This window comes from Haloferax sulfurifontis (genome assembly GCF_014635105.1).
Taxonomy (GTDB): domain Archaea; phylum Halobacteriota; class Halobacteria; order Halobacteriales; family Haloferacaceae; genus Haloferax; species Haloferax denitrificans.
In genome coordinates, this window is sequence record NZ_BMCI01000001.1 from 697,052 (window position 1) to 723,246 (window position 26,195).

The window sequence follows — 26,195 nt, forward strand, 5'->3', positions numbered from 1 at the left end:
TATGGAGATTCAACGCAAGACCATCGCGAAGGCAATCGTCGTCGTGTTCGTCTTCAACCTCGCCGTGATGGGTGCGGGCGCGTGGTTCGCCTATCAGGAGGCCCCGCCCATCCCCGACGAGGTGGTCGGACCCGACGGCGACGTCGTCGTCAGCGGCGACGCGATTCGAGAGGGAAAGACGGTGTTCCAGCGAGACGGCCTGATGAACCACGGGTCGATACTGGGCAACGGCGCGTACTACGGGGCGGACTACACCGCAGACGCGCTGGACTCGAAAGTCCGATTCATGCGGAACTACTACGCCCAAGAGCGGTACGGTGAGACCTACGACCAACTCGACTCCGCCGAGCAAGCCGCCGTCGCCGACGTGGTGAAATCCGACCTCGACGACAGCTACGAGGGCGGCGCGATTCGGTACACCGCGGCCGAGGTGTACGCCCACGAGCAGGTCCGCCAGGAGTACGTCGAGCGCTATCACGAGGGCGACCACGAGCGCGGCGTCCCCGCGAACATGATCGACTCCGAGGAGGAGGCGCGGGCGTTCGCGGACTTCGCCATGTGGACGGCGTGGTTCTCCCACACCGACCGCCCCGGCGGCACCCACTCGTACACGAACGACTGGCCGTACCAGCCCGGCGCGGGGAACGACGCCACCGCCGCCTCGATGACGTGGAGCGTCGTCGCCATGGTGCTCCTCGTCGCGGGCGCGGGCCTCGGCATCTGGCTGTACAAGTCGGTCGAACTCCCCGAGCCGTCGGCCGAGGACATCGCGGTGCCCGAACCCGGTGACGTGAGCGTCTTCCCGAGCCAGCGGGCGGCGCTCCGGTTCATCCCGGTCGCCGCCGGGTTGTTCTTGGCGCAGGTGCTGTTGGGCGGCCTGCTCGCGCACTTCTACATCGAGCGCGCCGGCTTCTTCGGCGTCGAGTCGGTATTCGGCGTGCCCATCCTGCAACTGCTCCCGTTCGCCATCGCCAAGACGTGGCACATCGACCTCGGCATCCTCTGGATCGCCGCGACGTGGCTCGGCGCGGGGCTGTTCCTCCCCCCGCTTCTGACCGGCTACGAGCCGCCGAAGCAGTCGACGTACATCAACGTCCTCCTCGGCGCTATCGTCGTCGTCGTGGTCGGCGGCCTGTCGGGCATCTGGCTGGGCGCGAACGGCTACATCGACGGCTCGCTGTGGTGGGTTCTCGGCAACGAAGGGCTCGAATACCTCGAAGTCGGGAAGCTCTGGCAGTTCGGCATCCTCGCCGGCTTCCTCATCTGGGCGGGGCTGGCCGTCCGCGGCCTGAAGCCGCTTCTCGACAAGGAGCCGCCGTACGGGCTGGCGCACATGATTCTGTACGCCGGCGGCTCTATCGCCCTCCTGTTTACCGCGGGCTTCCTGTTTACCCCCGAGACGAACATCGCCGTCACGGAGTTCTGGCGCTGGTGGGTCGTCCACATGTGGGTCGAAGGGGCCTTCGAGTTCTTCATCGTCGCCATCGTCGGCCTGACGCTGGTGTCGATGAACCTCCTCAGTCGCCGGAGCGCCGAGAAGGCGGTCATGCTTCAGGCGCTTCTCGTCATGGGGACGGGCATCATCGGCGTCTCGCACCACTACTGGTGGGTCGGCATGCCCGACATGTGGGTCCCCATCGGGAGCGTGTTCTCGACGCTCGAACTCATCCCGCTCGTGTTCATCCTCTACGAGGCGCTCGGGCAGTACCGCGCGATGTCGGGCGAGTCGTTCCCGTACCGCCTGCCGTTCATGTTCATCGTCGCCAGCGGCGTCTGGAACTTCGTCGGCGCGGGCGTGCTCGGCTTCTTCATCAACCTCCCGCTCATCAACTACTACGAACACGGGACCTACCTGACGGTCGGCCACGCCCACGCCGCGATGTTCGGCGCGTTCGGCTTCCTCGCGCTCGGCATGGTCACCTACATGCTCCAGCTCTCCATCGACGCCGACCGCTGGGACGGCTCGTGGCTCCGCGCCGCCTTCTGGTGTTGGAACGTCGGCCTCGTGTTGATGGTGTTCGTCTCCGTCCTCCCGGTCGGCTTCCTCCAGTTGGAGACGGCGTTCACCGGGAGCTACGCCGCCGCGCGGAGCGTCGCCTTCTACGACCAGCCGCTGATTCAGACGCTGTTCTGGGCGCGGCTCCCCGGCGACACGCTCATCATCCTCGGGACGGTCATCTACGCGGCCGACCTCGTCAGAAAGCGGTTCGTCCTCCGGCAGTCCGCCGACGACCCGAGCGTCGAGGACATGGCCGTCGCCGAAGGTATCTTGGGCGACGACTAACGGTCGAGCGCTGTCGAACCGCTTCTTTTCTGCTCGCTTGTTGAGACCGACTTCTGTTGTACGCGCACGCGTCACTGTCGCGCCAGACCCGTCGAAGAAGCGGAATTCAACAGAGCCACTGACGGCTGATTCACGTTCCCGATTTTTCACCGCCGGTGGACTCCCGACTCTCCCACGCGAGCACCAACCCCGTCACGGCCCCGACGACGACCGTCCCGCCGAGCGTCGCAATCACGCCCAGCGCCCCGAGGAACAGCGGAACGACGAGAAACAGGACCACACCTCTCACGAGCGCCGCCACCGCCCCCACCCCGACCGGCGTTTCGAATGGATTGCCCTCCATCACGACCACCGCGAGTTCGAGCAGGTACATCGGGACCGGGAGCGCGAGCAACCCCACGAGGCCGCCGACGAGCGCGCCGCGGACGCGGGAGTTCGGCCCGCCGAGTCGCCGCCAGAGCAGGCTGGCGAGCAGACCGCCGCCGAGAAACCCCCCGACGACGAGCACCGCCGTCGGTCCGGAGGGGACGGCCGGGTCGCCGCCGGTCAGAAGCGCGGTCACCGGGTCGGCGAGAACGTACCAGAGCGCGAACGCGCCGCCCGCGAGGGCGAACGTGAGCGACGGGCGGCGGCGCGCGGCGGCGAGGACCGAGGACCGAGGCATACGAGAGATTCGGCGCACCGGGAGATGAAGCTCGCGGGCGGTGAAGAACCGACCGACTGCGGGCGGAAACAGACCGAAAAACGACGCGGTCGGACGCTACTCGACGACGATTGCGCCCTTCATCCCGAGCGTCTCGTGCGGGGTGCAGGCGTATCTGTACGTCCCGGCCTCCTCGAAGGTGTGTTCGAACGTGTGGCCGCTACTGCCCGCTAACTCCGATTCGAAGGAGCCGTCGTCGGCGGCGACGTTGTGCGAGCCGCCTTCGCCGTTCCATTCCCAGACGACCGTGGTGCCCGGTGAGACGCGAACGGCGGCCGGGCCGAAGCCGAACGCCCCGCCGTTGGCTTGCGCACCCACCGTCACCGTCACCGTCGAACTCCCGGTCTCGTCCGAGACGCCGTCGTAGTTGTCGACGTTGTCGAACCAGCCGTCGAATTGCGGGGCGCTCCCGTCGCCGGAACCGTCGTCGCCGCCGGTCGTGCCGCCGGATTCGGTCGTCGATTCGGCGGTCGATTCGGCGGTCGTCGCGCCGACCCCGTCCGCTTCGGCCGCGTTCGCGGCGTCGTCGCCGGAGCCGGAACAGCCGGCGAGCGCCGTCGACAGCGCCGCCGTCGCAGTCAGTGCCGTAAAGCGCCGTCTCGTGAAGGTTGTGTCGCGCGTCATCAGCTACACCTCGGCGGCGACGGATGCAAGCGGTTATCCCGAACGTGTTCGGGGTGGCTCCCGCGCGCCGCCACTTTCCGAGGGTCAGTCGCCCGCCGACCGGGTCGTCGGCATCGGGCCGTCGTATTCGGCGGGGACGTACGCACAGAGCGGGTCGCTGGCCAGCGGGTCGCCGGTGTGGGCGTACGCCCGCGAGCGACTGCCGCCGCAGACGTGGCGGAACTCGCACGCGCCGCACTTCCCGCCGAGGGCGTCGCGGTCCCGGAGCGACCGAAAGAGGTCGCTCTCGCGGTATCGCTCGACGAGCCCGCCGTCGCGGACGTTGCCGGCGGACGCGGGGAGAAAGCCCGACGGGAACAGCTCGCCGGTGTGGCTGACGAAGGCGAACCCGTCGCCCGCGGTGATGCCGAGCCGGCGGCCGATGCCGTCGGTCGGGGGGGCGTCGCTCGCGTCCCGCCGGCGCTGGATGGCGACCCGCCGGTAGTGAGGCGCTTCGGTCGTCTTGACGCCGAAGGGAGCGTCCTCGCTCACCTCGGTCAGCCACTCCATGACGCGCTCGGCGCGCTCGGGAGATATCGGGTCGAGGACGCGTCCGCGCCCGACGGGAACGAGGAAGAACACCGACCAGAGCACCGCCCCGAGGTCGGCCACGAGGTCGCAGAGCGCGGGGAGTTCGGCGACCGTCTCGGCGCAGACGGTCGTGTTTATCTGGAGCGGGAGGCCGGCCTCGCGGGCCGCGCGGGCGGCCGCGACGGTCTGTTCGAAGCTCCCGTCCTCGCCTCGAAAGGCGTCGTGCGACGCCGCCGTCGCGCCGTCGAGACTGAGCGCCATGCGCCTGACGCCCGCGTCGGCGAGGTCGGCGACCGTTTCGGGCGTCAGCGACGACGTTCCGCTCGGGGTGAGCGTCATCCGGAGGCCGAGGTCGGTGCCGTACTCGACGAGGTCCACGAGGTCGGGGCGGGCCAGCGGGTCGCCGCCGGAGAGGACGACGAGCTGTCCGGGGCCGAACTCGCGGGCCTGTTCCAGCAGGCGCGTTCCCTCCGCGGAGGTCAGTTCGTCGGGGTGTCGCGCGGGCGTCGCGTCCGCCCGGCAGTGGTCACACGCGAGGTCGCACGCCTGCGTCACCTCCCAGATGAGGACGAACGGCCGCCGCGAGGTGTCGATGCTCGACGGGTCAGCCGGGGCGGTCGCCGTCGGCGGCGCGTCCGCGTCACTTCCCGCGTTCGTATCGGTGTCGACGTGTGGCGGTCGAGACATGGCTCTGGCCGGGTGGTTCGAGGGCGCGGGAGGTGAGCGACGCCCCGAACGTGTTCGGCCGACTGGCCGGGGGAACCGAGACGAACACGTTCGGGGTGAGCTTCCTGCGCTGTCGCCCCCACGGCTTTGGTATGGAGCACGAGGCGTACCTCGACGGACTCGACGCACCGACCGAGCGAGCGGTCGACTTCCTCGACGTGCGGGAGTTGCCGCCGCCGGAACCGCTCACGGAGACGATGAACCGCCTCGCCGACCTCGACGGCGAGACCGTGTTCGTCCAGCTCAACGACCGCGAGCCGAAGTTCCTCTACCCGAAGCTCGACGACCGGGGGTTCGCCTACTGCTCCGCCGAACGAGACGACGGCGTCGCCACCGCAATCTGGGTGCCCTGAGTCGGCGACTGCGCCGACTCACGTCCGGTATTACCCCTCCAGCGCCGGTCTCTACGCCGCTTGCGCCCCGAGACGTATCAACCGAGCCTAATTTGGCATAATCGTTAATGTAATAACACCCCGGGCGTTTGTACGTGGTATGAGTTCAGACCACACGAATACCACCCACTCCGAATGGTGCCCCGACTGCGGCACGAAAATGGCTTTCACCGGCACACAGCCGGCGGGGGTCGCGCAGTTCTTCTGCGAGCAGTGTCGGTACCGCCGCGACCGTTTCGTCGGCGACGACTGAACCCCCGTTCGTCTTCTCTGTATTCACGCGCTCGATAGCGGTCGCGCTTCGCGGCGTCTCACGGCGTGGTACGGCTCGCGAAGATGTTCGGAGCGCGTCTCCAAACCGGACAACCATTGTCCGTTTATACCCGTGTCCGGGCACTCGATTCAACCGGAGGGAGACAACATGCTATCTACGACTCGGCGGCGGACGCTCCAGTGGCTCGGACTCGGCGGCGCCGCCTCGCTCGCCGGCTGTGCGACCGAGGCACCGACGACCGCGCAGTCGCTCGACGAGACGGGGGAACCGACACGGCAGGGTTCGACGAACCTGGTCGACCAAGTCGCGGCCGGCCCGACGGACATCCCGGGCCCCATCGACCGGAGCGAGCCCGCGGAGGTCGACGTGACGCTCCGGCCGGAGGAGGTGACCGCGGAGGTCGAAGACGGCGTGACGTTCACCTACACGACGTACAACGGGCAGGTGCCCGGCCCGCTCGTCCGCGTTCGGCAGGGAGACACGGTGAACCTGACGTTCGAGAACCCCGAGGAGAACACCATGCCGCACAACGTCGACTTCCACGCCGTCGCCGGCCCCGGCGGGGGCGCGGAAGCGACGATGACGAACCCCGGCGAGACGGCGCACCTGCGGTTCAAGGCGACCTATCCCGGCGCGTACATCTACCACTGCGCCGTGCCGAACATGGACATGCACATCAGCGCCGGGATGTTCGGCCTCATCCTCGTCGAGCCGCCAGAGGGACTGCCGGAGGTCGACCACGAGATATACCTCGGCCAGCACGAACTCTACACCGACAAGGACGCCGGCGAGGAGGGCCAGCACGCATTCGACTACGAGGCCATGCGGAACGAGGAGCCGACGTACGTCCTCATGAACGGCGAGAAGTACGCGTGGACGCCCGACGGCCGGGGACCGGCCGCGACGGTCGGCACCGGCGAGACGGTCCGGTTGTACTTCGTCGACGGCGGACCGAACCTCTCCAGTAGCTTCCACCCCATCGGGAGCGTCTGGGAGACGCTCTATCCCGAGGGGTCGCTGACGACCGAGCCGCAGACCCACATCCAGACGCGGCAGGTGCCGCCGGGGAGCACGACCATCGCGACGATGAGCTCGCCCGTCCCCGGCGACTTCAAGCTCGTCGACCACTCGCTGTCCCGCGTCGTCCGCAAGGGCTGTATGGCGGTCGTCCGCGCCGAGGGCCCGGAGGACCTCGAGATATTCGACCCCGACCCTGACCCGCAGTAGTCCCACCGGGCCGACCGGTACTCACCGACTGACCGCTGTTTTTCTATCTGTCTCTGTTGAAGCGACCACAGCATTATGGCGTTCGCTTTCAAAATGCCAAAGATGCCAGACGACAAACAGGGCCGAGATAAGCAAGCGGCCAACGAAGAACAGCGCCAACGCGAGCGAGCGCTCCAAGAGGCGCGTGACCGCGCCGACGAACCCAAACCCGGCGAGCAACTCGGGGACCTCGACGATGCACTCGAAATCCAGGACTATCCGACCACAACGGAGCAACTCGTCGAGAACTACGGCGACTACGAGGTCGAAACACAAGGTGGGTCGAAACCAGTCGACGAGGTGCTCGCCTCGGTTGACAACGAAATTTACGACTCCGCGGACGACGTTCGCGACCGGATACAGCGATTGATAAATCGGAGGTGAGTGCGTCCGAAGTGGCCTCTGTCGTGGCGATATTTCGGTGACTTGCGTTCCGAGACGTGTCCGCTCTGTCTGTACCGCTCTTTAGCCCGCCCCATCAGCACCTCCCGTCCCGTGACCGAGACGCGCACTCGATTCAGTACGCCCGCTTAGACCTTCCCAAATCGACAAAATTGGGTCAATGATGTTACTTGAGTGGGGCGTCGTTATTCGCTATGGCTTCTGGGCGCTACCCCCGTATCACGGTTGCTGAAGGCTCTCAACCCAGCAAGGAACCCTTCCAGCTCAGCGTTGAGAAGCTACGGGATTTCTCATCCGATGCACCTGCCCAGATTCGGAGTTCATTTGAGAACCTTTCCCCCGAAGCACAAACGGTTGGCTTCGGCTCAATCCAGCCGTACTCCAGTATTTGGAGTGATGGCCAAGGATGGCTTGTTCTCATTCCGAGTGACCGTCAGGTACAGAACCACGCCTTTGGAACAGACGAACAGATTATTCCGGACCGCCCGGTCGAGGGGTGCTGGCAGACGAATCTCGTTCACTTCGTTCTTCCTGACGTGCTTAGATGGCAGTCACTCGATGCGGGAGAGTGCATTCAGACCGAATACACCGTACTGCATTACCCGGAGCGGGAAATATTGGAGGCCACGATGGACAAGTGGGTGAGCAATCGCCCCGAAGATATGGGCTGTCTTCCCGCAGAGGAACACCGCTTTACCGAATCATTTGTGCCGAAAGCTAGAGCGGACACGGCATGGGAAGCGTTTGAGTGGAGCTATACACTCACGATCGAAGAATAGCTCTCAATCTACTGATTCGGACGACCGACTCGCGCACGCTATTCAGCACGGACTCGGCAAACTATCCGGACTCGACAAACTACCACTGACTACGGATTTCAACCGCACCACCGACCTGCATCTAAACCCCGCCGGAGCGCCGCACCCCGAACGGTGAGTCGAACGTGTTCGGAGGTGGGCCTACGCCCGCGGCGACCCTACCTCGGACTATGCCAGACATTCCGTCCCTGTTCGGCGGCGGGTCGCGGGCCGACCGCTTCGACGATATCGACCAGTTCGTCCCCGAGCACCTGCCCGACTCGGACGCCTTTCTCGACGGCCACCGCGTCCTCGACGGCGACGACCACGTCGCCGTCCACCGGGTCGCCCGCGACCTGTTCGAAGCGCGGGGCGTCTACGACGTGACGTTCGGCTACAACCTCGCGCGGCTGAACCTCGACCGACGCCACCCGGACGCCGGCTTCCGCTACGCGGAGGACCGGAACGACCCGTCGGTCCTTCTCGCGGAGTTCACGCCGACGACGCCGTTCTGCCCGCAGTCGAAGACGCTCACCGTCGGCGCGTTCCGGGCGTGGAACGGCCTCGCCGACCGCCACGACTACGACCGCGTCCGGGTCCGCGTCGCACCGATGCACCAGCAGGCCGACGCCATCAACGCGGAACTCGACGCGATGGACCCCGCTGACGCGCAGGCGGAGACGGACGACTCGGTCCCCGATACCGGGTCGCCGACGGGTGAGCGCGACGGCGACGAGTCGGGTGCGGTCTCGCTGTCCGAGGAGTTCGAGGCGGCACTGAAGCGGCTGTCGAGCGAGCCGGAGTAAGGTGGGCGTTCGCCCGCCGGTTGGCCCTGCGGTTCAGTCGTCGGCGGTCGGCGCGAACACGAGCACCGCGCTACAGTCGACCGGCGCGCGCGGCGAGATATCGCGGTCGCCGCCGAACCGCATCAGCTCTCCCGCCGCGACCTCGTGCGTCTCGCCGTCGAGGGTGAGTTCCATCCGGCCATCGACGACGTGAAAGACGATGTCGAAGCCGGGGTGGGAGTGCGCCGGCACCTCGTCGCCGGCTTCGAGGCGGAGCCTGACGGTTTTCGGGCGGTCGGTCTCGAAGACGGACGCGTGCATCACCGGCGGGAGGTCGGCGAGCGCGGCGTGTTCTACCATTGCGGGTGAACTGTCGGCCGCGCGGTCGGTAAGCCTGCGGCCGAACGTGTTCGGAGGTAGAGCGCGGCCAACGAGGTGGCGAATGCAGGAGTTATTTTTCCCTCCCGGGAGTCGACGCGTTCGATGCCCTCCATCGTGAACGAAATCGTGTTCAGCGAGCCCTCCGGCGGCCCATTTGCACTCGTCCAGCTCTGTAGCGCGCTCGTCATGTCGGGGCTCTACTGGCAGTACGCCGTCGTGGAACAGTCCATGTCTGGCGGCTGGCTCCTGTTCATGATAGCCGGGATCGCCCTGTCCGGAATCGCGGAATCGCTTCCGAACAACCGGCGACGAGCGACCGGCATCCTGCGTCTCGCGTCGATTCTCGTCTTAACGAGCCTGCTCGCACTTCTCTTTCTCGCGCCCGAACTGCTCGGGATGTGAGAGAGTTCGAGACGCATCTCCGACGCACTGACTCAGTCCGCGCTGTCGTCCGCATCGGCGGCCGATGCGGCCGCGCCGCCGACCAACGACTGCGGGCTGTGGACCCAGATGACTCGCAGGAGGTTCGCGGCGAACGCCGCGACACCGACGAGCACGAGCGCCCAGCCCGCCGTCTCGACGGCCGTCGAGAGACCGACGAGGTCGCTCGCGACGACGGCGGCGACGCCCGAGACGACGAGGCCCAAATCGAGGCGAGCGAGGCGAGCGCTGTAGAGGTCGTCGAGCATCGGCACGGGTTCGAGGCCGAGGCGGTCGCTGTAGCGGTGGACCCAGACGATGAAGGGGACGACGTGGTAGAGCGTCCCGAGCACGACGAAGCCGACGAAGCCGAGGCGGAACAGCGAGCCGGTCCCGGGCGCGCCGAACAGGCGGTCGCCGGCCAGCGGGGCCGTGAGCCACGCGGGAAGCGTCAGGACTGCCCACCCGGCGAGCGCGACGGCCGCGACGGCGTACCGGGTGAGCATGGGCGTCCAGTCGACCGCCGACTCGACGAGGCGATGGGCGAGAATCGCGGCGACGCCGAGAAGCGAGAGGGTCACGAGCGCGCCGCCGACCCGCGCGAGCGTCGGGTCGGAGACGAGTCGGCCGCCGGCGAGGGCGACGACGCCCAGCGGGTAGCCGACTTCTTCCACGCGCCGGAGCCACACGTCGACGCCGCGGAGCTTCGTCTGGGTGAACATCGTCGCGAGTTGGTAGAGCGCGCCGACCACGGTCGTCACGACGACGCCGAAGACGGCGAGCGTGACGTGGGCCGCGCGGACGCTCCCGTGCGTCGCGCCGACGCCGGCGAAAAGCGGGCGCGTGAAGTCCACTGCGAGCAGGAACCCGAGCGCGGTGGCGACCGCGAGAAAGCCGAGTGCGAGGCCGAAGTGGCGCTCGGTCACGTCGGAGTCGTCGAGTCGGGAGAGCGTGCGCGCGACGTTGTAGGCGAACGTCCAGAAGCCGAGGAGCGCGGCGGCACCGAAGACGGGAAGCCACGCGAACGCGCCGAGGAGGAAACACGCCGCGAGGCCGCCGAGGCCGACGCCGACGGCCCACAGTTGAGCGGTCGCGAGCCGCCGCGAGTAGAGGTCGACGCCGGACCAGACCGGGACGAACTGCGTCATCGCGCCCATGATGGTGACGCAGACCCACCCCGCGAGCAGGAGATGGACGTGCGCGAGACGAGCGGTGCCGGCGACGACGCCGGCGGCGAGGGCGACTCGGAGGCCCACCGCGGCCGTGAGGAAGCCGAGCGCGACGACGAAGTGCCGGAGCGGAATCGTCATCGGTGGCTGTCGGGCCGTGTCGACCTCGGCGGGAATGGCGCTCATACGCGGACTAGCGCGGCGCGAAGTCCTACCGGTGACGCCGAACATATTCGCCGAGGATGGAGAAACGGAGGAGCCGGGTCGGCACCGCGGTCACGACCCGCGGCCGCGACGCTACCGCTTCGGGAAGGTCGCCGCGAACTCGTTCGGGCCCTGCTTCTCGACCGCGTAGTTGTCGGCGTCGAAGGCGTCGACTTCCGCTTGCATCTCGTAGAACAGCGGTTTCGGGTCGTGGTCGTTGAGAATCGTCAGCGACTCGCCGGCGTCGAGGTCGTCGAAGGCGGCGTGAATCTTCGGATGGCGCTCCGCCGGCGGGAGGTCGCGGACGTCGAGGATGGTGTCTGCCATACGTGTCCTACCTCACGGGGGACCGCCGAGTCGGTTACCCCGAACACGTTCGCTCGCGCGGCGGGTGATATCGATACTACTCGTCGCCGGGAGGGAGTAAATATACAGCTTCCACGGGGGTCGCCGGCGATGACCAGTACCGCCACGGGAGCCACGGGGCCCGCCAGTTCGAGAACTCGGGGACACGACTCCCCGACGCATCGCGAGTTCACAGATTCGAGTGGCATCTACGCAGACAGGAATGGACGAACAGACAGACGGTCTGGTCTGGTCTGCCGACGCGCGCTCCCGGAGCCGAACTGCCGATGTTCTGGTCTGAAAGATATGTTTATACCCATTCAACATGTTATTTACTGACAAGTGTATATCACCGATAACGAATTGGAGGAGAACGGAACAGACAGACCGATGCCGGTCGGTTCGGCACCGCTCCCGTAAGCAGTCAGAACGCATATGACTCTCATCTCGGAACTACCACCACGACATGGACATCGAAGCGAGGATTAAACGTCGGCAACGCCGAGACGGAACGCCTCGCCTCCTCGTCGATTACGACTCGCTCTCGCCGGTCGCACACACCGACGACCCGGTGAACTGCGGGCCGGTTCTGGAGCGACTGCTCGACTACCTCGACCCCGTGTTCGACGGGCATCTCCCGCCGAACGCCTACGTCTACGGCCCGAAGGGGTCGGGGAAGTCGGCGGTCGTAACGGCGCTTTTCGACCACCTCGTCCGCGCGTCGAGCGTCAGCAACGCCGCCATCCACACGACGACCCGCGTGCAGGCGACGTTCGCGCCGCGGTTCGTCTACGTCGACGCGCGCGAGACGACGAGCGCGTTCGCGTTCTACCACGCCGTGCTCGACGCGCTCGTCGACGAGTCGGTGCCGAAGCAGGGCATCAAGACGGAGGCGCTCCAGTCGCGGCTCAAAGCGACGCTCGACGCCCCCCAAACGGGTGCCGTCGTCGCCGTCGACCATCTCGGAGAGCCGGGGACGCTCGACGGCGAGGCGTTCGTCGACCTCTGTGCCGGACTTCCGAGCAAGGTCAGTTGGCTGGCCATCGGGCGCGCGCCGCCCGGCGAGACGGTGCTGACCGACTACACGGCCGACGAGGTCCAGTTCGAGCCCTATCAGAGTCAGGTGCTCATCGACGTGTTGATGACGCGGGCGGCGGCGGCCGGCTCGCGGCGGACGCTCGACCACCGCCTCGCCCGCGACATCGCCGAGTGGGCCGACGGCGACGCCCACGACGCGCTCGCGGCGCTGTTCGGCGCGGCCGACGAGGCGGTCCGCAACAGACACCGGAGCATCACGGCCGCCGACGTCGCCGCGGGCATCGCCGCGGTCCCCCAACCCTGCGTCTCGCTCGGCCGCGTGCTCGCGCTCCCGGAGAACCGCCAGCAGGTGCTCCACGAACTCCTCGCGTTGCGCCCCGACCAACAGGAGTCGGTACAGGCGGCGAGCCAGCACATCGCCAAATCGGTCGACCTCTCGGCGACGACGGTCAAGCGAATCCTCTACGAACTCGCCGAAGACGGCATCACCCGCCGAGTCACGGCGGAGCGCGTCGACCGGAAGGGGCGGCCGCCGAGCCGACTCGAACCGCAGTTCCCGACGGTCGTGTTCGAACGGCTGTTCGCCGCTCAGTAATCCGTTTCCACTTATCGACAAAGAATATAGTACAACTGGGTGTCACAACTCAGCATGGGACTGACTAGTAACCGACGGTCCACCGCTGGCATCCTCGCTCTCTGTTGTGGACTCCTTTCGACAATGATTGCTGTGGAGGTTATCGGCGGCTATCTCTCGTTAGAGGGACTGCCGGTCGTGTATGGCCTTCTGGGACTGTCAGCAGTCGGAACTCTCGTGTCGAATCGGTTCAGCCGAACCGCCTCGTGGAAGTCTCTGCCTCTGTACGGCGCATTGACGTTTGGCAGTTCGATTCTCCTGTTTCTCTATCTGTTCTCTCTAACAGATGCGTGATGGTCCTTGCCCCGGCGTTGGTGCATCACTAGAGCCGTCAGTTTCAACCGATGACTGGAAACTCTGTCAAAAAGAGTGTGAAACAGACAGACGGTGTAGCTCTCACGGGGGCCTCGTTATTCCATCGTACCGACGCTGAACTAACCGTTCGGTGGCGCGTGCGTAGTGAACGAAAAGCATTCGCGCGAACGAGAGGTCCGAAGGACCCGGTAGTGAAACGATTCAGCGGTCGAGCGAATCGAGACCGGCTTTTTGGCATGAGCGGGGTTTCGCCGAGCGGTTCCCGCAGCGAAGCGAGGAAACCCGAGGCGAAAAGAGGTTCTTCTGTACGTAGCGATTTGAGCTGGCCATATTGAGTGCTGAACCGATAACCGACTCGCGCCTGTATTCAGCACGAATCCAACAACCGCCACCAGCGAAGGCATCAACAGAGTCGGAGTCGAAAACCCGCCGCCAACTCCGTCGTCGGCGTCGTGCAACGCTTACGCGCGGGGACAGAACTATACTTCGTCCACGGGACCAGTAGGTAATGACGACCACCCCGACGCCCGTCCGTGCACCGCCCGTCGGCGCTCCGTCGAACCGCTTCGGCGCGCCCGCGACTCCGCGGGGTGTATCGACCGCATGACAGACGCATCGAGTCGGGAAGACGACGTAGTCGACGCCGTCGTCGAGACGCTCTGTGCGGCCGCGCCCTCGATTCGGGCGGGACTGCCCGGCCGGCGCGTCTACGAGGAGGGGACGAACCCGAGCGGCGAGCGTCAACTGGAAGCCGACACCTACGCCGACGAACTGCTGTTGAAGCGGCTTCGCCCCCTCGACGGCGTCGGCGAGTACGCCAGCGAGGAGCGCTCCGACGTCATCGACGTCGGCGAGGGCGTGTCGGTCGCGCTCGACCCGCTGGACGGGTCGACGAACCTGAAGCCGAACAACGTGATGGGGACGCTCTACAGCGTCTACGACGAACCGCTCCCCACGGGCGGCGAGAACCTGCTCGCCGCGGGCTACATCCTCTACGGCCCGGTGACGACGCTCGTGGCCGCCCGCGACGGCGTCGTCAGCGAGTACATCCTCGAATCGGGCATCAAGCGCCCGCTCCGCGAGGAGTTGACGCTCCCCGACGACCCGGCCATCTTCAGCTTCGGCGGCCGCGTCAACCGCTGGTTCGACGAGTTCGAGGCGTTCGCCCGCGAGACCGAACGGACCGAGGGGATGAAGCTCCGCTACGGCGGGTCGATGATCGGCGACGTGAACCAGATCCTCCACTACGGCGGCGTCTTCGCGTATCCCGCACAGACCGACGCGCCGGGCGGGAAGCTCCGCCAGCAGTTCGAGGGCTTCCCCATCGGCTACATCATCGAGTGCGCGGGCGGGCGGTCGTCCGACGGCGAGAAGTCGCTCCTCTCGGGGACGCCCGAGGGCGTCCACGACCGCGTGCCGGTCTACATCGGCAACGATTCGCTCGTCGAGTCGTTGGAAGCGCGACTGAAGTGACGGACCGCCCTCGGTGGCGTGATGACGAGCCACGCGTTCCGAGGCGACCGAACGCAGTCGGCGAGCCGACCGCTCGTCAATCGCCGCGTGAGGGCCGCGTTCGACTCGGCGCGAACGAGACATACTGACAAGTAGAAAAAATGAATCGGTATCGGACACGTTTCGATTCCCGAACGTCAGGCACGGTCTGTGAACGGCTCTGTTCTCATCATCCGATTGTCGGTCTACAAGCCTCAAGCGTGCTAACTCTGAATTATCTGAGACAGACGGGAATAGAATCGCACATCGAAGTCGGTCAGCCGACATGCGCAGTTAGAGCGCACGAAACTGCGTACTACCGCTGGTTATCGCCGGTTTCGTCATCAGAGACGCGCTATCGAGTCAACGACTCCAAAACAGTTTGATATTCGATACTATCCCATTCAGTTTTCATTTTTGATATGTGTTTCGAGACGGACAGAGCCGAGTACGTTCCCACAGTCGGAGCGCGGCGTATCGGCCTCGACACGCCGAACTGGTCGGATGGACATCGGACGCCGGCGAGTGCGAGTGCCCGAGAAGGATTACACGCGTACCCCTGTCATGGAAACCGGCCGGGCGGCTCAGTCGAAGCGCCCGTTGTTCGAACTCCGCGCGGCCATGTTCATGTTCACCTCGATGATGTTGGCCGTGCTCGTGACCATCTCGGGGATGGTGTCGCGGAACTGCTCGCCTTTGATTCGACTCGTCGGGCCGGACACGCTCAGCGCGCCGAGGACGGTGCCGTTGCGGTCGCGTATCGGCGCGCCGACCGCGCGGAGGCCTTCGATTTCCTCCTCGTCGTTGCAGGCGTACCCCCGCTCGCGTATCTGGTCGAGCTCGTCGAACAGCGCGTCGCGGTCGGTGATGGTCGCGGCGGTCTTCGCCGGCAGGCCGTGTTGGTCGACGATTTCCTCGACCCGACTGCGCGGGAGGAACGCGAGGATGGCCTTGCCGGTCGACGACGCGTGGAGGTTGTCCGGGCGCTGAATCTTCGACCGCTGGTACTGGCTCCCGACGGCGCGCTCGCCGCGCACCTTGAGCAGGCTGATGCGCAGGCCGTGCTGTTCGGTCGAGAGGTGGGCGTACTCGCCGGTCTTCTCGGCGAGCGCCTCGACTTCCTCCTTGCCGACTTGGTAGAGTATCTGCTGGTTGCGAACGTACTCGCCCAGAAGCAGGAACTGGAGGCTGAGGTGGTAGCTGTCGCCGTCCTTGGCGACGAGGTTGTTCTTCCGCAGGGTCGCCAGATGGTTGTACACCGTAGATTTCGAGAGGCCCAGGTAGTCGACCAACTCGGCGACGCGCGCACCGTCTAACTCCTCGAGCGCCCTGACGACGCTGACCGCCGTGTCCACCGTGCTGAGGGTCCGGGACGGGGCATCGGTGTTGGGGTTCTCGGGCATGCTACGAGAACGTCTATCCGGTGGCATAGCTGTTCCGAATATCTTGCAATCAAAACGTGGGAGTGAAATCGCTGTCGAGACCGTCGAGCTGAGCCGATATCGCTCGATGATTGTCCAACAGGCGGCGCGCCCGCGAGACGACCGGTCTCCGTGATGCGCGCGAACGAGCGCGTCACGCGTAACGCGGTGGAAGCGACGCCCAGCCCTCTCGAACCCATCGCTGTCAGATGTGTGGAATCGCTTCTCTCCCAGTCTTCTGCTATCTCGCCGGTTTTGGTTCGGTTCTCACCGCGAGCCGATGTCTAAGCCGTTGTATTTACTGACAACATATCGAAACGGGGCGGTAGAGCGCTCAGTTCTCCCAGAAAGAGCCGATAGCTGGCGGGCGAGCGCTCGGCCGGTGAGGGGCAGTTGTCTACAAAAACGATACCCAGCGCCCGAGCGTGGCTATCACATCGGGGAACGCGGCCGAAGCCACGACAGGAGTTCCCGTCGAGGAGGGGTGTCACATATCGAAACTACCGGCGCGACCGCGAGGAACACCACAGAAGAGTCGCGACCATGGCAGTATGTCACCGCCACTCAGCTGAGGCGGGTCGGAGAGCGGCAGGCCGCCCACCGCGACTCACGCGCCGGCGAGGCGAGCGAGCGTCCCCGCGAGAACCGTCGCCGCGGTCGCACAGTCCGCCCAGTCGGTCCATTCGCGGGGGTTATGCGAGAGGCCGTCCGCCGACGGGGCGAACAGGAGCACGGCATCGGTGACGCTGGCAACATTTGCAGTATCATGCATCGCCGCGGAGTGCATCCGTTTCGCGTCGATATCCCCGGCCGCGGCGGCGTCGAAGGCGGCGTCGACGCAGTCGTCGGCCATCTGACTCGGGCGCTGGTCGCGGTAGCGGTCGAAGTCCGTCTCGACCGGATGCGCGGCTTCGAGTCCGTCGAGCGCCGCGTCGGCCCGCTCGGCGATGGCGTCCATCGCGCCGTAGTCCACGTCGCGGATGTCCATCTGCAGGCTGACTTCCCCGGGGACGATGTTGCGCGCGTTCGGGGCCACGTCGAACTGGCCGACGGTCCCCACGGCGGTCGGACTCCGGTTCTGCGCCACGTCGTCGGCCGCGGCCCGGAACTCCACGACGAACTCGCTGGCGGCGACCAGCGCGTCGCGGCGCTCGTCCATCGGCGTCGCGCCCGCGTGGTCGGCCTCGCCGACGATGTCGGCCGCGCAGGTCGTGATGCCGGTGATGGCGTCGACGACGCCGACCGACGCGCCCGCGGACTCCAGTACGGTCCCCTGTTCGATGTGGAGTTCGGCCCACGCGTCCCACTCTTCGGCGTCGATGGTGTCGGTCCCGCGGAAGTCGATGGCGTCGAGGTGGGCTTCGAGGGTCGTCCCGTCGGCGTCGCGGAACGCGAGCGCGTCGTCGGCGTCCCGCGCGCCCGTCGCCACGGACGACCCGAGCAGGCCGTGCGAGAAGCGCGCGCCCTCCTCCTCGGTGAACGAGACGACGTCGATGGGGCGGTCGAGCGCGAGGTCTGCCTGTCGTTCTTGGAGCGTCCGAACGGCTTCGAGCGCCGCGTAGACGCCGAGCGGACCGTCGAAGATGCCGCCTTCGGGGACCGAGTCGAGGTGACTGCCGGCGGCGACGGGGGCCGCGTCGGGGTCGGCCCCCTCGGGAACCCACCGGCCGGCGACGTTGCCCACGGCGTCGACGCGGACCGAGAGGCCGGCGTCGCGCAGTCGCTCGACGAAATATTGACGGGCGCGGCGGTCGGCGTCGCTCCCGGTCAGGACGGTGCGGCCGCGTCCCGCCGGCGCGTCGATGTCGCCGAAGCGGGCGTTCGCTTCGATGTCCTCGCGGAGTCGTTGCTGGGAGGCCTGCATATGCGGCTCAACTCGCAAACGATGTGCAATAATTGTGTGTGTTCGTGGCAGATTCTACGGGTCGACGGCGGCGACGACGGGCGAGACGCGCGGCTGGTCGGGGTCGAACAGCCGGGTCGAACCGCCGCGTTAGAGCGTTCGAATCGTCTGACACACCACGTCGACGCCGATGTCGAGAGCGTCCTCGTCGATGTCGAACCGCGAGGTGTGGTGGCCGAACTCGTTGCTCGCGCCGATGCCGACGTAGGTCGCCTTCCCGCCGTGTTCCTGAACCCGCCGGATGAGATAGGAGGCGTCTTCGCTCCCGCCGATGTCGAGTCGCGGGACCGTCTCGGTCACGTCGTCGAGGTCGGCCGCCGACGCGAGGACGGCCTCTATCATCTCGTCGTCGGCCGTGAACGTCGCCGTCTTCCCGTACAGGCCCGTCTCGACCGACACGTCGTGCATGCCCGCGGCGTGGTCGAGCACGCGCCGGGCCTTGTCGAGCATGTACTCGTTGAGGTCGGCGGTCCCGCCGCGGACCTCGACGCGGAGGCTCGCCTCTTCCGCGATGATGTTCTGCGGGTTGGGCGACTCGAACTTCCCGACGTTGATGCGGGTCGCGCCGTCGGCGTGGCGCGGAATCCCGTAGAGGTTCTGGACCGCGGCGGTCGCCGCGTGGAGCGCGTTGCGCCCCTCGTTGGGCGCGTTGCCCGCGTGGCTGGGCGCGCCCTCGAAGGTCACGTCGAGTTTCGCGTTCGAAAGCGGGTTCTCGTAGGCGCCGATGACGGTTCCCGTGGGGTTGCCGAGGCCGAGGTGGAGCGCGAGGAAGTAGTCGATGTCGGAGAGCAGGTCGGTCTCGCTCATCGGCTTGCCGCCGCGGCCGCCCTCCTCGGCGGGCTGGAAGAACAGCCGGAGCGTGCCGTCGAACCCGCCGTCGTCGTCGATGTCGCGGGCGATACCGAGGCCGATAGCGGTGTGGCCGTCGTGGCCGCACGCGTGCATTTCGTTGGGGTGCGTGCTCGCGAAGCCCAGTTTCGCGGGGCGGTGTTCCTCGTCGCTCGACTCGGTGCGTTCGAGGGCGTCCATGTCGACGCGGACGCCGACGGTCGGCCCGTCGCCGAAGCGCTTCTCGGCGACGAGACCCGTGACGCCGTCCATCCGGTCGAGGTAGGCATCGGGTGCGCCCTCCTCGCGTGCGCGTTCGACTGCGGCCGCGACCGCGTCGTCGTCGGGGACGCCCAGTCGCTCGTCTTCGGCGACGGCGTCGGAACCGAGGTGGAGCGTGAACTCGCGGTCGTCGAGCGCGGCGGCGATGAGTGCGGTCGTGCGGAACTCCTTCCATCCGGACTCCGGATGGGCGTGAAGGTCCTGTCGTAACTCTCGCAGGGAGAGCGTGCTGGCGTACGCCATGAAGCCGATATTGCAACCACCCGCTTAAACTGTTTGGGAAGCGGTAGCACAACGAACCCGACCGGTCTATAGTGCAGATTAGTGCCAAGTTTGTGAGAGTTTGGCAAAGCTATAAATAACGGTGTTTCATGAGCTAAGGTATCACGCGTACCGCTACAAGGGTGTGTACGTAGCTCAACAAAACAATGGCAGACGACAACATTACCGAGATAAACATGGACAGACGGCAATTTATCGCGGCCGCGAGTGCGGTCGGCGCGGCTGGCTTCGCGGGCTGTACCGGCGGTGACTCCGGTGGCTCCGGCGGCTCCGACGGGACCGAAACGAGCGGTGGAAGCACCGACAGCAGTTCGTCGGGTAACTCGGGAGAGACCGTCCGCGTCAACGTCGCGCTCGCCGCGGAGCCGTGGAACTTCGACCCCGCGCTCTGGACGGACACCGCGACCAGCACCATCGGCGGCCTCATCTACGACGAGGTCATCGAGCTGACCCCCGACTCCGAACTCCAGCCCGGCCTCGTGACCGAGGTTCCCGACCCCGTCGACGGCGGGACCGCGTTCGAGTACACGCTCCGCGAGGGCGTCACGTTCCACAACGGCGACGAGGTGACCGTCGAGGACTTCAAGTACTCCGTCGACTGGATTCTCAACCCCGACAACAACTCGCCGGTCAAGAGCCGCCTCCCGTTCGTCGAGGACACCGAAATCGTCGGCGACCGGACGCTCCGGCTCAACCTCTCCCAGCCGTTCGGGACGCTCAACTGGTGGCTCACGCGCGGACTGGAGGGCATCGTCCCCGAGGGCTCCCGCGGCGACACCTCGGAGGGCAAAGGACCGAGCGGCCTCGCGACCGACCTCACGCAGGACCCCTCCGGCGCGGGCACCGGCGCGTTCAAATTCGTCGAGTGGAAAAGCGGCAGTCACGTCCTCCTCGAGAAGAACGAGGACTACTGGAAGGAGGGCGCGCCCGCCGTCGACGAGTTCAGATTCGACTTCATCGGCGAGGACTCCACGCGCCTCGCGAACCTCCGTTCGGGCCAACTCGACCTGACCGACAAGGTCCCCCCGAAGGACTTCGACGGCCTCAGCAGTCAGCCGGACATCACGACCGAGTCCGTCCCCGGCAACTTCACGCAGGTGCTGTACGTGAACCTGATGGAGTCCGAGGGCAACCCGATGAGCAACCGGCACAACCGCCGCGCGGTCCTGTTCGGCATCGACCGCGAGGAGATTCTCGACGAGGTGTTCTACGGACAGGGCGCGGTCCAGAAGGGACCGTGGTACCCAGACAGCGACTGGACCTCGCCGAAGCTCAAGGAGATGCAGATGTACGACCCCGAGAAGGCGAAAAAGGAACTCGAACTCGCGGGCAACCCCGACGGCTTCGAGATGGACATCATCGCCACGAAGGGGTCGTGGTTCAAAGACGAGGCCGTCGTCATCCAGAACCAGCTGTCGAAAATCGGCATCGAAGCCACCGTCACCGCCGTCGACAAGTCCACGCTCCTCAACCAGGTGTACAGCACGGACACGTGGCACGCCGCGATGGAAGACTGGGCGCAGTCGATTCCGGTCGCCACGTCGTGGCTCGACGCCGGCTACGCCGACAACAACCACAACCACAACAACTGGCACCACCCGTCGGACGACCTCGAAGACATCTACGCGCCGAGCGGCCCCGCCGCGCCCGAAGACGCCGAGGGCGACTTCTCGAACGGCCACGAGTGGTACGTCTCGAAGCTCCGCGAGGCGCAGGCGTCGACGGACGAACAAGAACAGAAGGAAATCGTCTGGGAACTGGAGGAGTACCTCGTCGAACACGGCATTCAGATCGACATCGCCTACGTGAACAAGCTCGAAGCGTGGCGCAACGCCATCAACGACTACGAGGTGGGCACGTTCCAGGACAACTACCGCTTCGTCTCGAAGGGTGAGTGAGGAGCCGATGCACACGCGTTCGCGTCGGACTCGTCGACCGCCGGCGGCGACCGAGGAGGTGACTCAGCCGTGAGCATGTCCCGGTTCGTCCTCAAGCGCCTGCTGTTGAGCATTCCCGTCCTCCTCGGGGTGAGCGTCGTCGTCTTCGCACTCGTTCACCTCGCGCCGGGCGGGCCGGTCCGGGTGATGCTCGGCCCGCTCAGCAACGAAGAGCTCGTCAGACAGATTCGCCTGGAGATGGGGCTCAACCGCCCGCTGTACGTCCAGTACGGCATGTGGGTGTTCGACGCGCTACAAGGCGACTTCGGCGTGTCGTGGACGGTCCAACAGGGGACGCCCGTGACAGACATCATCGTCGAGCGCATCCCGCTGACGGTCGAGCTGTCGATTCTCAGCATGATTACGGCCGTGCTCATCGCCATCCCGGCGGGCATCATCAGCGCCGTCCGCAAGGACAAGCCCGCTGACCACGCCGCGCGCATCGCCGCGCTGTCGGGCATCTCGATTCCCGACTTCTGGCTGGGCATCATCCTCATCATGATCTTCGCGGTGCAGTTTTCGTTCCCGTGGGCGACCGGCGGCTGGACGCCGCCGTGGGTCGACCCGGTGGCGAACCTCCAGCAGTTGTTCCTCCCGGTCATCACGCTCGGGACGGCCTACTCCGCGCTCATCGCCCGGATGATGCGCTCGGAGATGCTGGACACGCTCAGTCAGGACTACGTCAAGACCGCCCGTGCGATGGGCATCGGCGCGCGCGAAATCGTCCTCAAGGACGCCTCGAAGAACGCGCTCATCCCCGTCGTGACGGTCATCGGCGTCGGACTCGGCCAACTCATGAACGGCGCGATTCTGACCGAGACGGTGTTCAACCTCCCCGGTATCGGGAAGCTCCTGATACTGGCCATCGACCGTCGCGACTACCGCATCATCCAGGCGCTCATCCTGTTCATCGCGAGCGTGTTCGTCTTCGCGAACCTCGCGGTGGACGTGCTGTACGCCTACCTCGACCCCCGCATCAGACACGATGGAAACTAACATGGCAACGACAGACCAGACGGACGAGGCGGTGCCGGCCGCGCAAGCCCCCGGCACGCACCACAGTCAGTTCGAGATGTTCTGGAAGGAGTTCCGCCGGAACACCCTCTCGCTCGTGGGGAGCGCGATCATCCTCACGATGCTCCTGACCGCGCTGTTCGCGCCGTTTCTCGCCCCCCACGACCCGACGACGCAGTTCGAGGCACCGGACGGCGAACACAACCCGATGCCGATGGGCACCGAGATGCTCGTCGAGAACGACGCCGGCGAGGTCGTCGGCACGACGACGGCCTACCTCGGCACCGACCACCACGGCCGGGACATCCTCTCGCGCATCATCTACGGGTTGCGGACGCTGATGACCGTCTCGCTCGGCGTCGTCGGCTTCGCGATGGCGCTCGGCGTGACCGCCGGCGCAATCGCCGGCTACTACCGCAACACGTGGGTCGACGAGATCATCATGCGCTTCATGGACATCCTGTTTTCCTTCCCGAGTCTCATCCTCGCCATCGCGGTGCTCGGCGTCCTCGGGGTGGGAAGCACGGAGTACGGCTCGTTTACCCTCCCGAACATCGTGAAAGTCATCGCCGTCATCGGCGTCGTCTACATCCCGAGTTTCGCGCGCGTCATGCGCGGCTCAGTCCTCAAGGAGATGGAAGAGGACTACATCGACGCCGCGAAGTCCCTCGGCGCGAGCGACCGACACATCCTCGTGAAGGACATCGCCGTCAACACCCTGCCGACCGTCGTGGTCCAGGGGACGCTCTACATGGGGACGGCCGTCCTCGCCAGCGCCGCGCTGTCGTTCCTCGGACTCGGCATCCAGCCGCCGAACGCGAGCCTCGGGCTGATGCTGTCGAACGCCCGCGGCTACCTCTACAGCGGCGAGTGGTGGTACTCGGTGTTCCCCGGGCTCGTCATCGTCGTCACCATCCTCGGGTTCAACCTGCTCGGTGACGGCCTGCGCGACGCGCTCGACCCCCGCAACGACGGAGGCGAGCGATGAGCGCCGAACCGGACGAACGGCCCGTGCTCGAAATCCGCGACCTCGTCACGCGGTTCTACACCGACGAGGGAACCGTCAAGGCCGTCGACGGCTCGTCGTTCGACCTCTACGAGGGCGAGACGCTGGGCATCGTCGGCGAGTCCGGCTCCGGCAAGTCCGTGACCGCGCTGTCGATGCTCCAACTCGTCGACAGCCCCGGTCGCATCGAGCGAGGGAGCGTCCGCTACCGCGGCGACGACCTGCTCGAAAAAAGCGAGGCCGAGATGCGGACGATTCGGGGCAACGACATCGCGATGATGTTCCAGGACCCGATGACGAGCCTCAACCCCGTGTTCACCGTCGGCAACCAGATCAGCCGGGTCATCAAGACCCACCAGGACGTGTCGGACGCGGCGGCCCGCGAGCGGACCATCGAACTCATGGCCGACGTGGGCATCCCCGAACCGACCTCGCGCGTGGACAACTACCCCCACCAGTTCTCCGGCGGGATGCGTCAGCGCGCGTTGCTGGCGATGGCCATCTCCTGCGAGCCGGACGTGCTCATCGCCGACGAGCCGACGACGGCGCTCGACGTGACCATCGAGACGCAGATATTCAACGTCCTCGACAAACTCCAGGAGAAGTACGGGATGAGCATCATCCTCATCACGCACGACCTCGGCGTCGTCGCCGGGACCTGCGACCGCGTCGCCGTCGCCTACGGCGGCCGCGTCGTCGAGCGCGCCGGCGTGGACGCCCTCTTCGAGAATCCGCGGCACCCCTACACCCGCGGCCTCATGCGGTCGATTCCGCGACTCACCGACGACACCGACCGGCTGACGCCCGTCGAGGGCGACGTGCCGAACCTCACCGACCTGCCGTCGGGCTGTTCGTTCCACCCGCGGTGTCCCCACGCGACCGCCGAGTGCGAGTCGTACGACCCCGAACTCCGGGAGGTCGAACCCGGTCGGGAGGCGGCGTGTCTCCACGCCCGCGGCTACGACCTCTCGCCGTCGGCCATCGAGACGAAGCGCGCGGAGGCGGACGGCGGCGGTCCCACGGCCCCCGCGACCGACGGAGGTGAGCCGCGATGAGCGACGACCCGCTGTTGTCCGTCTCGGGGCTCCACAAGTACTTCACCCAGAACGACGGCTTCATCGACCGCCTGCTCGGAGCCGACGAGACGGTGAAAGCCGTCAACGGCGTCTCCTTCGACATCGAGCGCGGCGAGACGCTCGGCCTCGTCGGCGAGTCCGGCTCCGGCAAGTCGACGACCGCGCGGTCGGTCCTCCGGCTGGACGAGCCCACGAAAGGGACGGTCAGTTACGACGGGACCGACCTGACGGCGCTGTCGGACCGGGAGATGACGGAGATGCGCAAGCGCATCCAAATCGTCTTCCAGGACCCCGCGTCGAGTCTCAACCGCCGGAAGACCGTCGGCCAAATCATCAAACAGCCGATGGAGATTCACGGCCTCTACAAGGGCGAACGCGACGCCCGCGTGGACGAACTCATGGAGACGGTCGGCCTGCCTCCGCAGTACTCCAACCGCTACCCCCACGAGTTCTCCGGCGGCCAGCGCCAGCGCGTCGGCATCGCCCGCGCGCTCGCTGTCGACCCGGACTTCATCGTCGCCGACGAGCCCGTCTCCGCGCTCGACGTGTCGATTCAGGCGCAGATTCTCAACCTGCTCGACGATTTGCAGGAGGAGTTCGACCTGACGCTTCTGTTCATCGCTCACGACCTCAGCGTGATTCGCCACGTCTGCGACCGCGTCGCCGTGATGTACCTCGGCGAAATCGTCGAACTCGCCGACGCCGACGAGCTGTTTTCGAACCCTCAGCACCCCTACACGCGGGCGCTGTTGGGCGCGATTCCCCAGCCGGTGCCCGAGCTCGCCCGACAGCGGCAGGTGCTCGAAGGCGAAGTTCCCTCGCCGCTTGACCCGCCGTCGGGCTGTTCGTTCAACCCGCGGTGTCCCGAAGCGACAGAAGAGTGCACGTCGGTCGACCCGACGCTCGACGACGTGGCGGGCGCGACCGGCGGCCACAAGGCCGCCTGCATCCACGTCGACGAGTTCGAAACAGGCGCAGGCGTTCCGAGTGCCGCACAGGACGTCGACGAGCGGTTCAGCATCGAGAACTTCGACGCCGAACCGACGCTCGTCACCGACGGCCGGGGTGACGACGACAGATGACCGTCGCCGTCAAGCCGATGCTCCGCATCGTCCTGACGTTCGCCATCGTGTGGTTCTACCGCGGGCTGTTGCCGCCGCTGTCGCCCGTGGCGAGCACCGTCGCGCTGGTCGTCCTCGCGGTGCCGACGTGGGTGGTCGTGAGCCGCCTGCTTTTCAACTCCGGCGGGGCGCTGGCGGTGATAGACGACGAGTTCGACCGCGGCGGGTAGCAGTCGACGGGCGCGCCGCTCGTGCCCTGCCCGCAACACTATTAATAAGAATACTGACTTATACGCAATTATCTAACCAAATCGTTAGTATCGGATGGGTATTCATAGACATCTGATTGTGGATACTACAAGAGCTATATAGCCATATTTCAGCAATTCGACTCAGTGTCTGTTAGACATCGCGGTTAAAGGAGAAAACACATCTTTTCGGCGGTATATCCGCAATAGATGCACTGATAACCTATATCCGAGAATTGTCTAATATTTCTCCGGATTGAAAGAGATATAAGTTCTGATATATAATTGATTCTGGTAGGTGTGTCGTTCGAGTGCGG

General features: G+C 66.1%; 25 protein-coding genes. 16 read left to right on the plus strand and 9 right to left on the minus strand.

Features of this window, described 5'->3' with window-relative positions; all coding sequences use genetic code 11:
* Position 1: 1 nt before the first annotated feature.
* On the plus strand, positions 2 to 2,284 hold the full coding sequence (locus tag IEV64_RS03675) for a nitric-oxide reductase large subunit (RefSeq protein ID WP_188423171.1): 2,283 nt from the start codon (positions 2 to 4) through the stop codon (positions 2,282 to 2,284).
* Between the two features lie 130 nt (positions 2,285 to 2,414).
* On the opposite strand, the gene IEV64_RS03680 is transcribed toward IEV64_RS03675, so the two are convergent.
* From IEV64_RS03680 to IEV64_RS03690, 3 genes are all read right to left on the minus strand, one after another.
* A complete protein-coding gene (locus IEV64_RS03680) occupies positions 2,415 to 2,948 on the minus strand; it encodes a hypothetical protein (protein ID WP_007275922.1) in 534 nt (177 codons plus the stop codon).
* Positions 2,949 to 3,044: 96 nt separating this feature from the next.
* The gene (locus IEV64_RS03685) at positions 3,045 to 3,611 is read right to left on the minus strand and encodes a halocyanin domain-containing protein (RefSeq protein WP_188423172.1); all 567 of its coding nucleotides are present in this window, start codon (positions 3,609 to 3,611) and stop codon (positions 3,045 to 3,047) included.
* Positions 3,612 to 3,695: 84 nt separating this feature from the next.
* The gene (locus IEV64_RS03690) at positions 3,696 to 4,868 is read right to left on the minus strand and encodes a TIGR04053 family radical SAM/SPASM domain-containing protein (RefSeq protein ID WP_188423173.1); all 1,173 of its coding nucleotides are present in this window, start codon (positions 4,866 to 4,868) and stop codon (positions 3,696 to 3,698) included.
* A 32-nt stretch (positions 4,869 to 4,900) separates the two neighbouring features.
* Here IEV64_RS03690 and IEV64_RS03695 point away from each other — a divergent pair, with 32 nt between their 5' ends.
* The 6 genes from IEV64_RS03695 (at position 4,901) to IEV64_RS03715 (ending at position 8,844) form a co-directional block, all read left to right on the plus strand.
* Positions 4,901 to 5,260, plus strand: coding sequence for a DUF2249 domain-containing protein (locus IEV64_RS03695; RefSeq protein ID WP_188423174.1), 360 nt, complete (start codon positions 4,901 to 4,903; stop codon positions 5,258 to 5,260).
* Between the two features lie 139 nt (positions 5,261 to 5,399).
* Positions 5,400 to 5,552 (plus strand): HVO_2142 family zinc finger protein, encoded by a 153-nt coding sequence (locus tag IEV64_RS20035; RefSeq protein ID WP_157575444.1) that lies wholly within the window; start codon positions 5,400 to 5,402, stop codon positions 5,550 to 5,552.
* A 168-nt stretch (positions 5,553 to 5,720) separates the two neighbouring features.
* Positions 5,721 to 6,800, plus strand: a complete 1,080-nt coding sequence (nirK, locus tag IEV64_RS03700; RefSeq protein WP_188423175.1) for a copper-containing nitrite reductase — start codon at positions 5,721 to 5,723, stop codon at positions 6,798 to 6,800.
* Between the two features lie 102 nt (positions 6,801 to 6,902).
* A complete protein-coding gene (locus tag IEV64_RS03705) occupies positions 6,903 to 7,223 on the plus strand; it encodes a DUF5789 family protein (protein WP_049920629.1) in 321 nt (106 codons plus the stop codon).
* 212 nt (positions 7,224 to 7,435) lie between these two features.
* On the plus strand, positions 7,436 to 8,020 hold the full coding sequence (locus IEV64_RS03710) for a hypothetical protein (protein WP_007275915.1): 585 nt from the start codon (positions 7,436 to 7,438) through the stop codon (positions 8,018 to 8,020).
* A gap of 209 nt (positions 8,021 to 8,229) precedes the next feature.
* A complete protein-coding gene (locus IEV64_RS03715; protein ID WP_188423176.1) occupies positions 8,230 to 8,844 on the plus strand; it encodes a DUF7998 family protein in 615 nt (204 codons plus the stop codon).
* Between the two features lie 33 nt (positions 8,845 to 8,877).
* On the opposite strand, the gene IEV64_RS03720 is transcribed toward IEV64_RS03715, so the two are convergent.
* Positions 8,878 to 9,183, minus strand: coding sequence for a cupin domain-containing protein (locus IEV64_RS03720; RefSeq protein WP_188423177.1), 306 nt, complete (start codon positions 9,181 to 9,183; stop codon positions 8,878 to 8,880).
* A 123-nt stretch (positions 9,184 to 9,306) separates the two neighbouring features.
* On the opposite strand from IEV64_RS03720, the gene IEV64_RS03725 reads away from it, so the two are divergent.
* Positions 9,307 to 9,606, plus strand: a complete 300-nt coding sequence (locus IEV64_RS03725) for a DUF8011 family protein (RefSeq protein WP_007275912.1) — start codon at positions 9,307 to 9,309, stop codon at positions 9,604 to 9,606.
* A gap of 32 nt (positions 9,607 to 9,638) precedes the next feature.
* Here IEV64_RS03725 and IEV64_RS03730 read toward each other — a convergent pair whose 3' ends face one another.
* Both IEV64_RS03730 and IEV64_RS03735 read right to left on the minus strand, forming a co-directional pair.
* The gene (locus IEV64_RS03730; RefSeq protein ID WP_188423178.1) at positions 9,639 to 10,979 is read right to left on the minus strand and encodes a hypothetical protein; all 1,341 of its coding nucleotides are present in this window, start codon (positions 10,977 to 10,979) and stop codon (positions 9,639 to 9,641) included.
* 111 nt (positions 10,980 to 11,090) lie between these two features.
* The gene (locus tag IEV64_RS03735) at positions 11,091 to 11,324 is read right to left on the minus strand and encodes a DUF2249 domain-containing protein (protein ID WP_004967158.1); all 234 of its coding nucleotides are present in this window, start codon (positions 11,322 to 11,324) and stop codon (positions 11,091 to 11,093) included.
* Positions 11,325 to 11,808: 484 nt separating this feature from the next.
* On the opposite strand from IEV64_RS03735, the gene IEV64_RS03740 reads away from it, so the two are divergent.
* Together IEV64_RS03740 and IEV64_RS03745 are read left to right on the plus strand one after the other, a co-directional pair.
* On the plus strand, positions 11,809 to 12,975 hold the full coding sequence (locus IEV64_RS03740) for a Cdc6/Cdc18 family protein (protein ID WP_188423179.1): 1,167 nt from the start codon (positions 11,809 to 11,811) through the stop codon (positions 12,973 to 12,975).
* 957 nt (positions 12,976 to 13,932) lie between these two features.
* On the plus strand, positions 13,933 to 14,802 hold the full coding sequence (locus IEV64_RS03745; protein ID WP_007275908.1) for a class 1 fructose-bisphosphatase: 870 nt from the start codon (positions 13,933 to 13,935) through the stop codon (positions 14,800 to 14,802).
* Between the two features lie 602 nt (positions 14,803 to 15,404).
* Here IEV64_RS03745 and IEV64_RS03750 read toward each other — a convergent pair.
* From IEV64_RS03750 to IEV64_RS03760, 3 genes are all read right to left on the minus strand, one after another.
* On the minus strand, positions 15,405 to 16,223 hold the full coding sequence (locus IEV64_RS03750) for an IclR family transcriptional regulator (protein WP_007275907.1): 819 nt from the start codon (positions 16,221 to 16,223) through the stop codon (positions 15,405 to 15,407).
* A 625-nt stretch (positions 16,224 to 16,848) separates the two neighbouring features.
* Positions 16,849 to 18,105 (minus strand): M20 family metallo-hydrolase, encoded by a 1,257-nt coding sequence (locus IEV64_RS03755; protein WP_188423180.1) that lies wholly within the window; start codon positions 18,103 to 18,105, stop codon positions 16,849 to 16,851.
* 129 nt (positions 18,106 to 18,234) lie between these two features.
* Complete coding sequence (locus IEV64_RS03760; protein WP_188423181.1) at positions 18,235 to 19,497, minus strand: amidohydrolase; 1,263 nt, start codon at positions 19,495 to 19,497, stop codon at positions 18,235 to 18,237.
* Positions 19,498 to 19,682: 185 nt separating this feature from the next.
* Between IEV64_RS03760 and IEV64_RS03765 the strand changes: the two genes are divergently transcribed.
* The 6 genes from IEV64_RS03765 (at position 19,683) to IEV64_RS03790 (ending at position 25,860) form a co-directional block, all read left to right on the plus strand.
* Positions 19,683 to 21,434, plus strand: a complete 1,752-nt coding sequence (locus tag IEV64_RS03765) for an ABC transporter substrate-binding protein (protein ID WP_007275955.1) — start codon at positions 19,683 to 19,685, stop codon at positions 21,432 to 21,434.
* Between the two features lie 75 nt (positions 21,435 to 21,509).
* Complete coding sequence (locus IEV64_RS03770) at positions 21,510 to 22,469, plus strand: ABC transporter permease (RefSeq protein WP_004967165.1); 960 nt, start codon at positions 21,510 to 21,512, stop codon at positions 22,467 to 22,469.
* A gap of 1 nt (position 22,470) precedes the next feature.
* Entirely contained in the window at positions 22,471 to 23,475 is a 1,005-nt protein-coding gene (locus tag IEV64_RS03775; protein ID WP_089776722.1) for an ABC transporter permease, read from the plus strand.
* The gene (locus IEV64_RS03780) at positions 23,472 to 24,548 is read left to right on the plus strand and encodes an ABC transporter ATP-binding protein (RefSeq protein WP_188423182.1); all 1,077 of its coding nucleotides are present in this window, start codon (positions 23,472 to 23,474) and stop codon (positions 24,546 to 24,548) included. Before IEV64_RS03775 ends, IEV64_RS03780 begins: the two co-directional genes overlap by 4 nt.
* Positions 24,545 to 25,651 carry an ABC transporter ATP-binding protein gene (locus IEV64_RS03785; protein ID WP_004967168.1) on the plus strand — a complete coding sequence of 369 codons (1,107 nt, stop codon included), beginning with the start codon at positions 24,545 to 24,547 and terminating at the stop codon, positions 25,649 to 25,651. The genes IEV64_RS03780 and IEV64_RS03785 overlap by 4 nt, the downstream gene beginning before the upstream one ends.
* Positions 25,648 to 25,860, plus strand: a complete 213-nt coding sequence (locus IEV64_RS03790; protein ID WP_188423183.1) for a hypothetical protein — start codon at positions 25,648 to 25,650, stop codon at positions 25,858 to 25,860. The genes IEV64_RS03785 and IEV64_RS03790 overlap by 4 nt, the downstream gene beginning before the upstream one ends.
* Positions 25,861 to 26,195: the final 335 nt, after the last annotated feature.

Excerpts from the sequence above, each read along its gene's own strand:
- IEV64_RS03730 (WP_188423178.1), bottom strand. The coding sequence starts at position 10,979 with ATGAGCGCCATTCCCGCCGAGGTCGACACGGCCCGACAGCCACCGATG.
- IEV64_RS03755 (WP_188423180.1), bottom strand. The coding sequence starts at position 18,105 with ATGCAGGCCTCCCAGCAACGACTCCGCGAGGACATCGAAGCGAACGCC.
- nirK (WP_188423175.1), top strand. The coding sequence starts at position 5,721 with ATGCTATCTACGACTCGGCGGCGGACGCTCCAGTGGCTCGGACTCGGC.
- IEV64_RS03680 (WP_007275922.1), bottom strand. The coding sequence starts at position 2,948 with ATGCCTCGGTCCTCGGTCCTCGCCGCCGCGCGCCGCCGCCCGTCGCTC.
- IEV64_RS03705 (WP_049920629.1), top strand. The coding sequence starts at position 6,903 with ATGCCAGACGACAAACAGGGCCGAGATAAGCAAGCGGCCAACGAAGAA.
- IEV64_RS03765 (WP_007275955.1), top strand. The coding sequence starts at position 19,683 with ATGGCAGACGACAACATTACCGAGATAAACATGGACAGACGGCAATTT.
- IEV64_RS03760 (WP_188423181.1), bottom strand. The coding sequence starts at position 19,497 with ATGGCGTACGCCAGCACGCTCTCCCTGCGAGAGTTACGACAGGACCTT.
- IEV64_RS03740 (WP_188423179.1), top strand. The coding sequence starts at position 11,809 with ATGGACATCGAAGCGAGGATTAAACGTCGGCAACGCCGAGACGGAACG.
- IEV64_RS03675 (WP_188423171.1), top strand. The coding sequence starts at position 2 with ATGGAGATTCAACGCAAGACCATCGCGAAGGCAATCGTCGTCGTGTTC.
- IEV64_RS03770 (WP_004967165.1), top strand. The coding sequence starts at position 21,510 with ATGTCCCGGTTCGTCCTCAAGCGCCTGCTGTTGAGCATTCCCGTCCTC.
- IEV64_RS20035 (WP_157575444.1), top strand. The coding sequence starts at position 5,400 with ATGAGTTCAGACCACACGAATACCACCCACTCCGAATGGTGCCCCGAC.
- IEV64_RS03690 (WP_188423173.1), bottom strand. The coding sequence starts at position 4,868 with ATGTCTCGACCGCCACACGTCGACACCGATACGAACGCGGGAAGTGAC.
- IEV64_RS03785 (WP_004967168.1), top strand. The coding sequence starts at position 24,545 with ATGAGCGACGACCCGCTGTTGTCCGTCTCGGGGCTCCACAAGTACTTC.
- IEV64_RS03710 (WP_007275915.1), top strand. The coding sequence starts at position 7,436 with ATGGCTTCTGGGCGCTACCCCCGTATCACGGTTGCTGAAGGCTCTCAA.
- IEV64_RS03685 (WP_188423172.1), bottom strand. The coding sequence starts at position 3,611 with ATGACGCGCGACACAACCTTCACGAGACGGCGCTTTACGGCACTGACT.
- IEV64_RS03725 (WP_007275912.1), top strand. The coding sequence starts at position 9,307 with ATGCCCTCCATCGTGAACGAAATCGTGTTCAGCGAGCCCTCCGGCGGC.
- IEV64_RS03720 (WP_188423177.1), bottom strand. The coding sequence starts at position 9,183 with ATGGTAGAACACGCCGCGCTCGCCGACCTCCCGCCGGTGATGCACGCG.
- IEV64_RS03745 (WP_007275908.1), top strand. The coding sequence starts at position 13,933 with ATGACAGACGCATCGAGTCGGGAAGACGACGTAGTCGACGCCGTCGTC.
- IEV64_RS03775 (WP_089776722.1), top strand. The coding sequence starts at position 22,471 with ATGGCAACGACAGACCAGACGGACGAGGCGGTGCCGGCCGCGCAAGCC.
- IEV64_RS03790 (WP_188423183.1), top strand. The coding sequence starts at position 25,648 with ATGACCGTCGCCGTCAAGCCGATGCTCCGCATCGTCCTGACGTTCGCC.
- IEV64_RS03780 (WP_188423182.1), top strand. The coding sequence starts at position 23,472 with ATGAGCGCCGAACCGGACGAACGGCCCGTGCTCGAAATCCGCGACCTC.
- IEV64_RS03735 (WP_004967158.1), bottom strand. The coding sequence starts at position 11,324 with ATGGCAGACACCATCCTCGACGTCCGCGACCTCCCGCCGGCGGAGCGC.
- IEV64_RS03750 (WP_007275907.1), bottom strand. The coding sequence starts at position 16,223 with ATGCCCGAGAACCCCAACACCGATGCCCCGTCCCGGACCCTCAGCACG.
- IEV64_RS03715 (WP_188423176.1), top strand. The coding sequence starts at position 8,230 with ATGCCAGACATTCCGTCCCTGTTCGGCGGCGGGTCGCGGGCCGACCGC.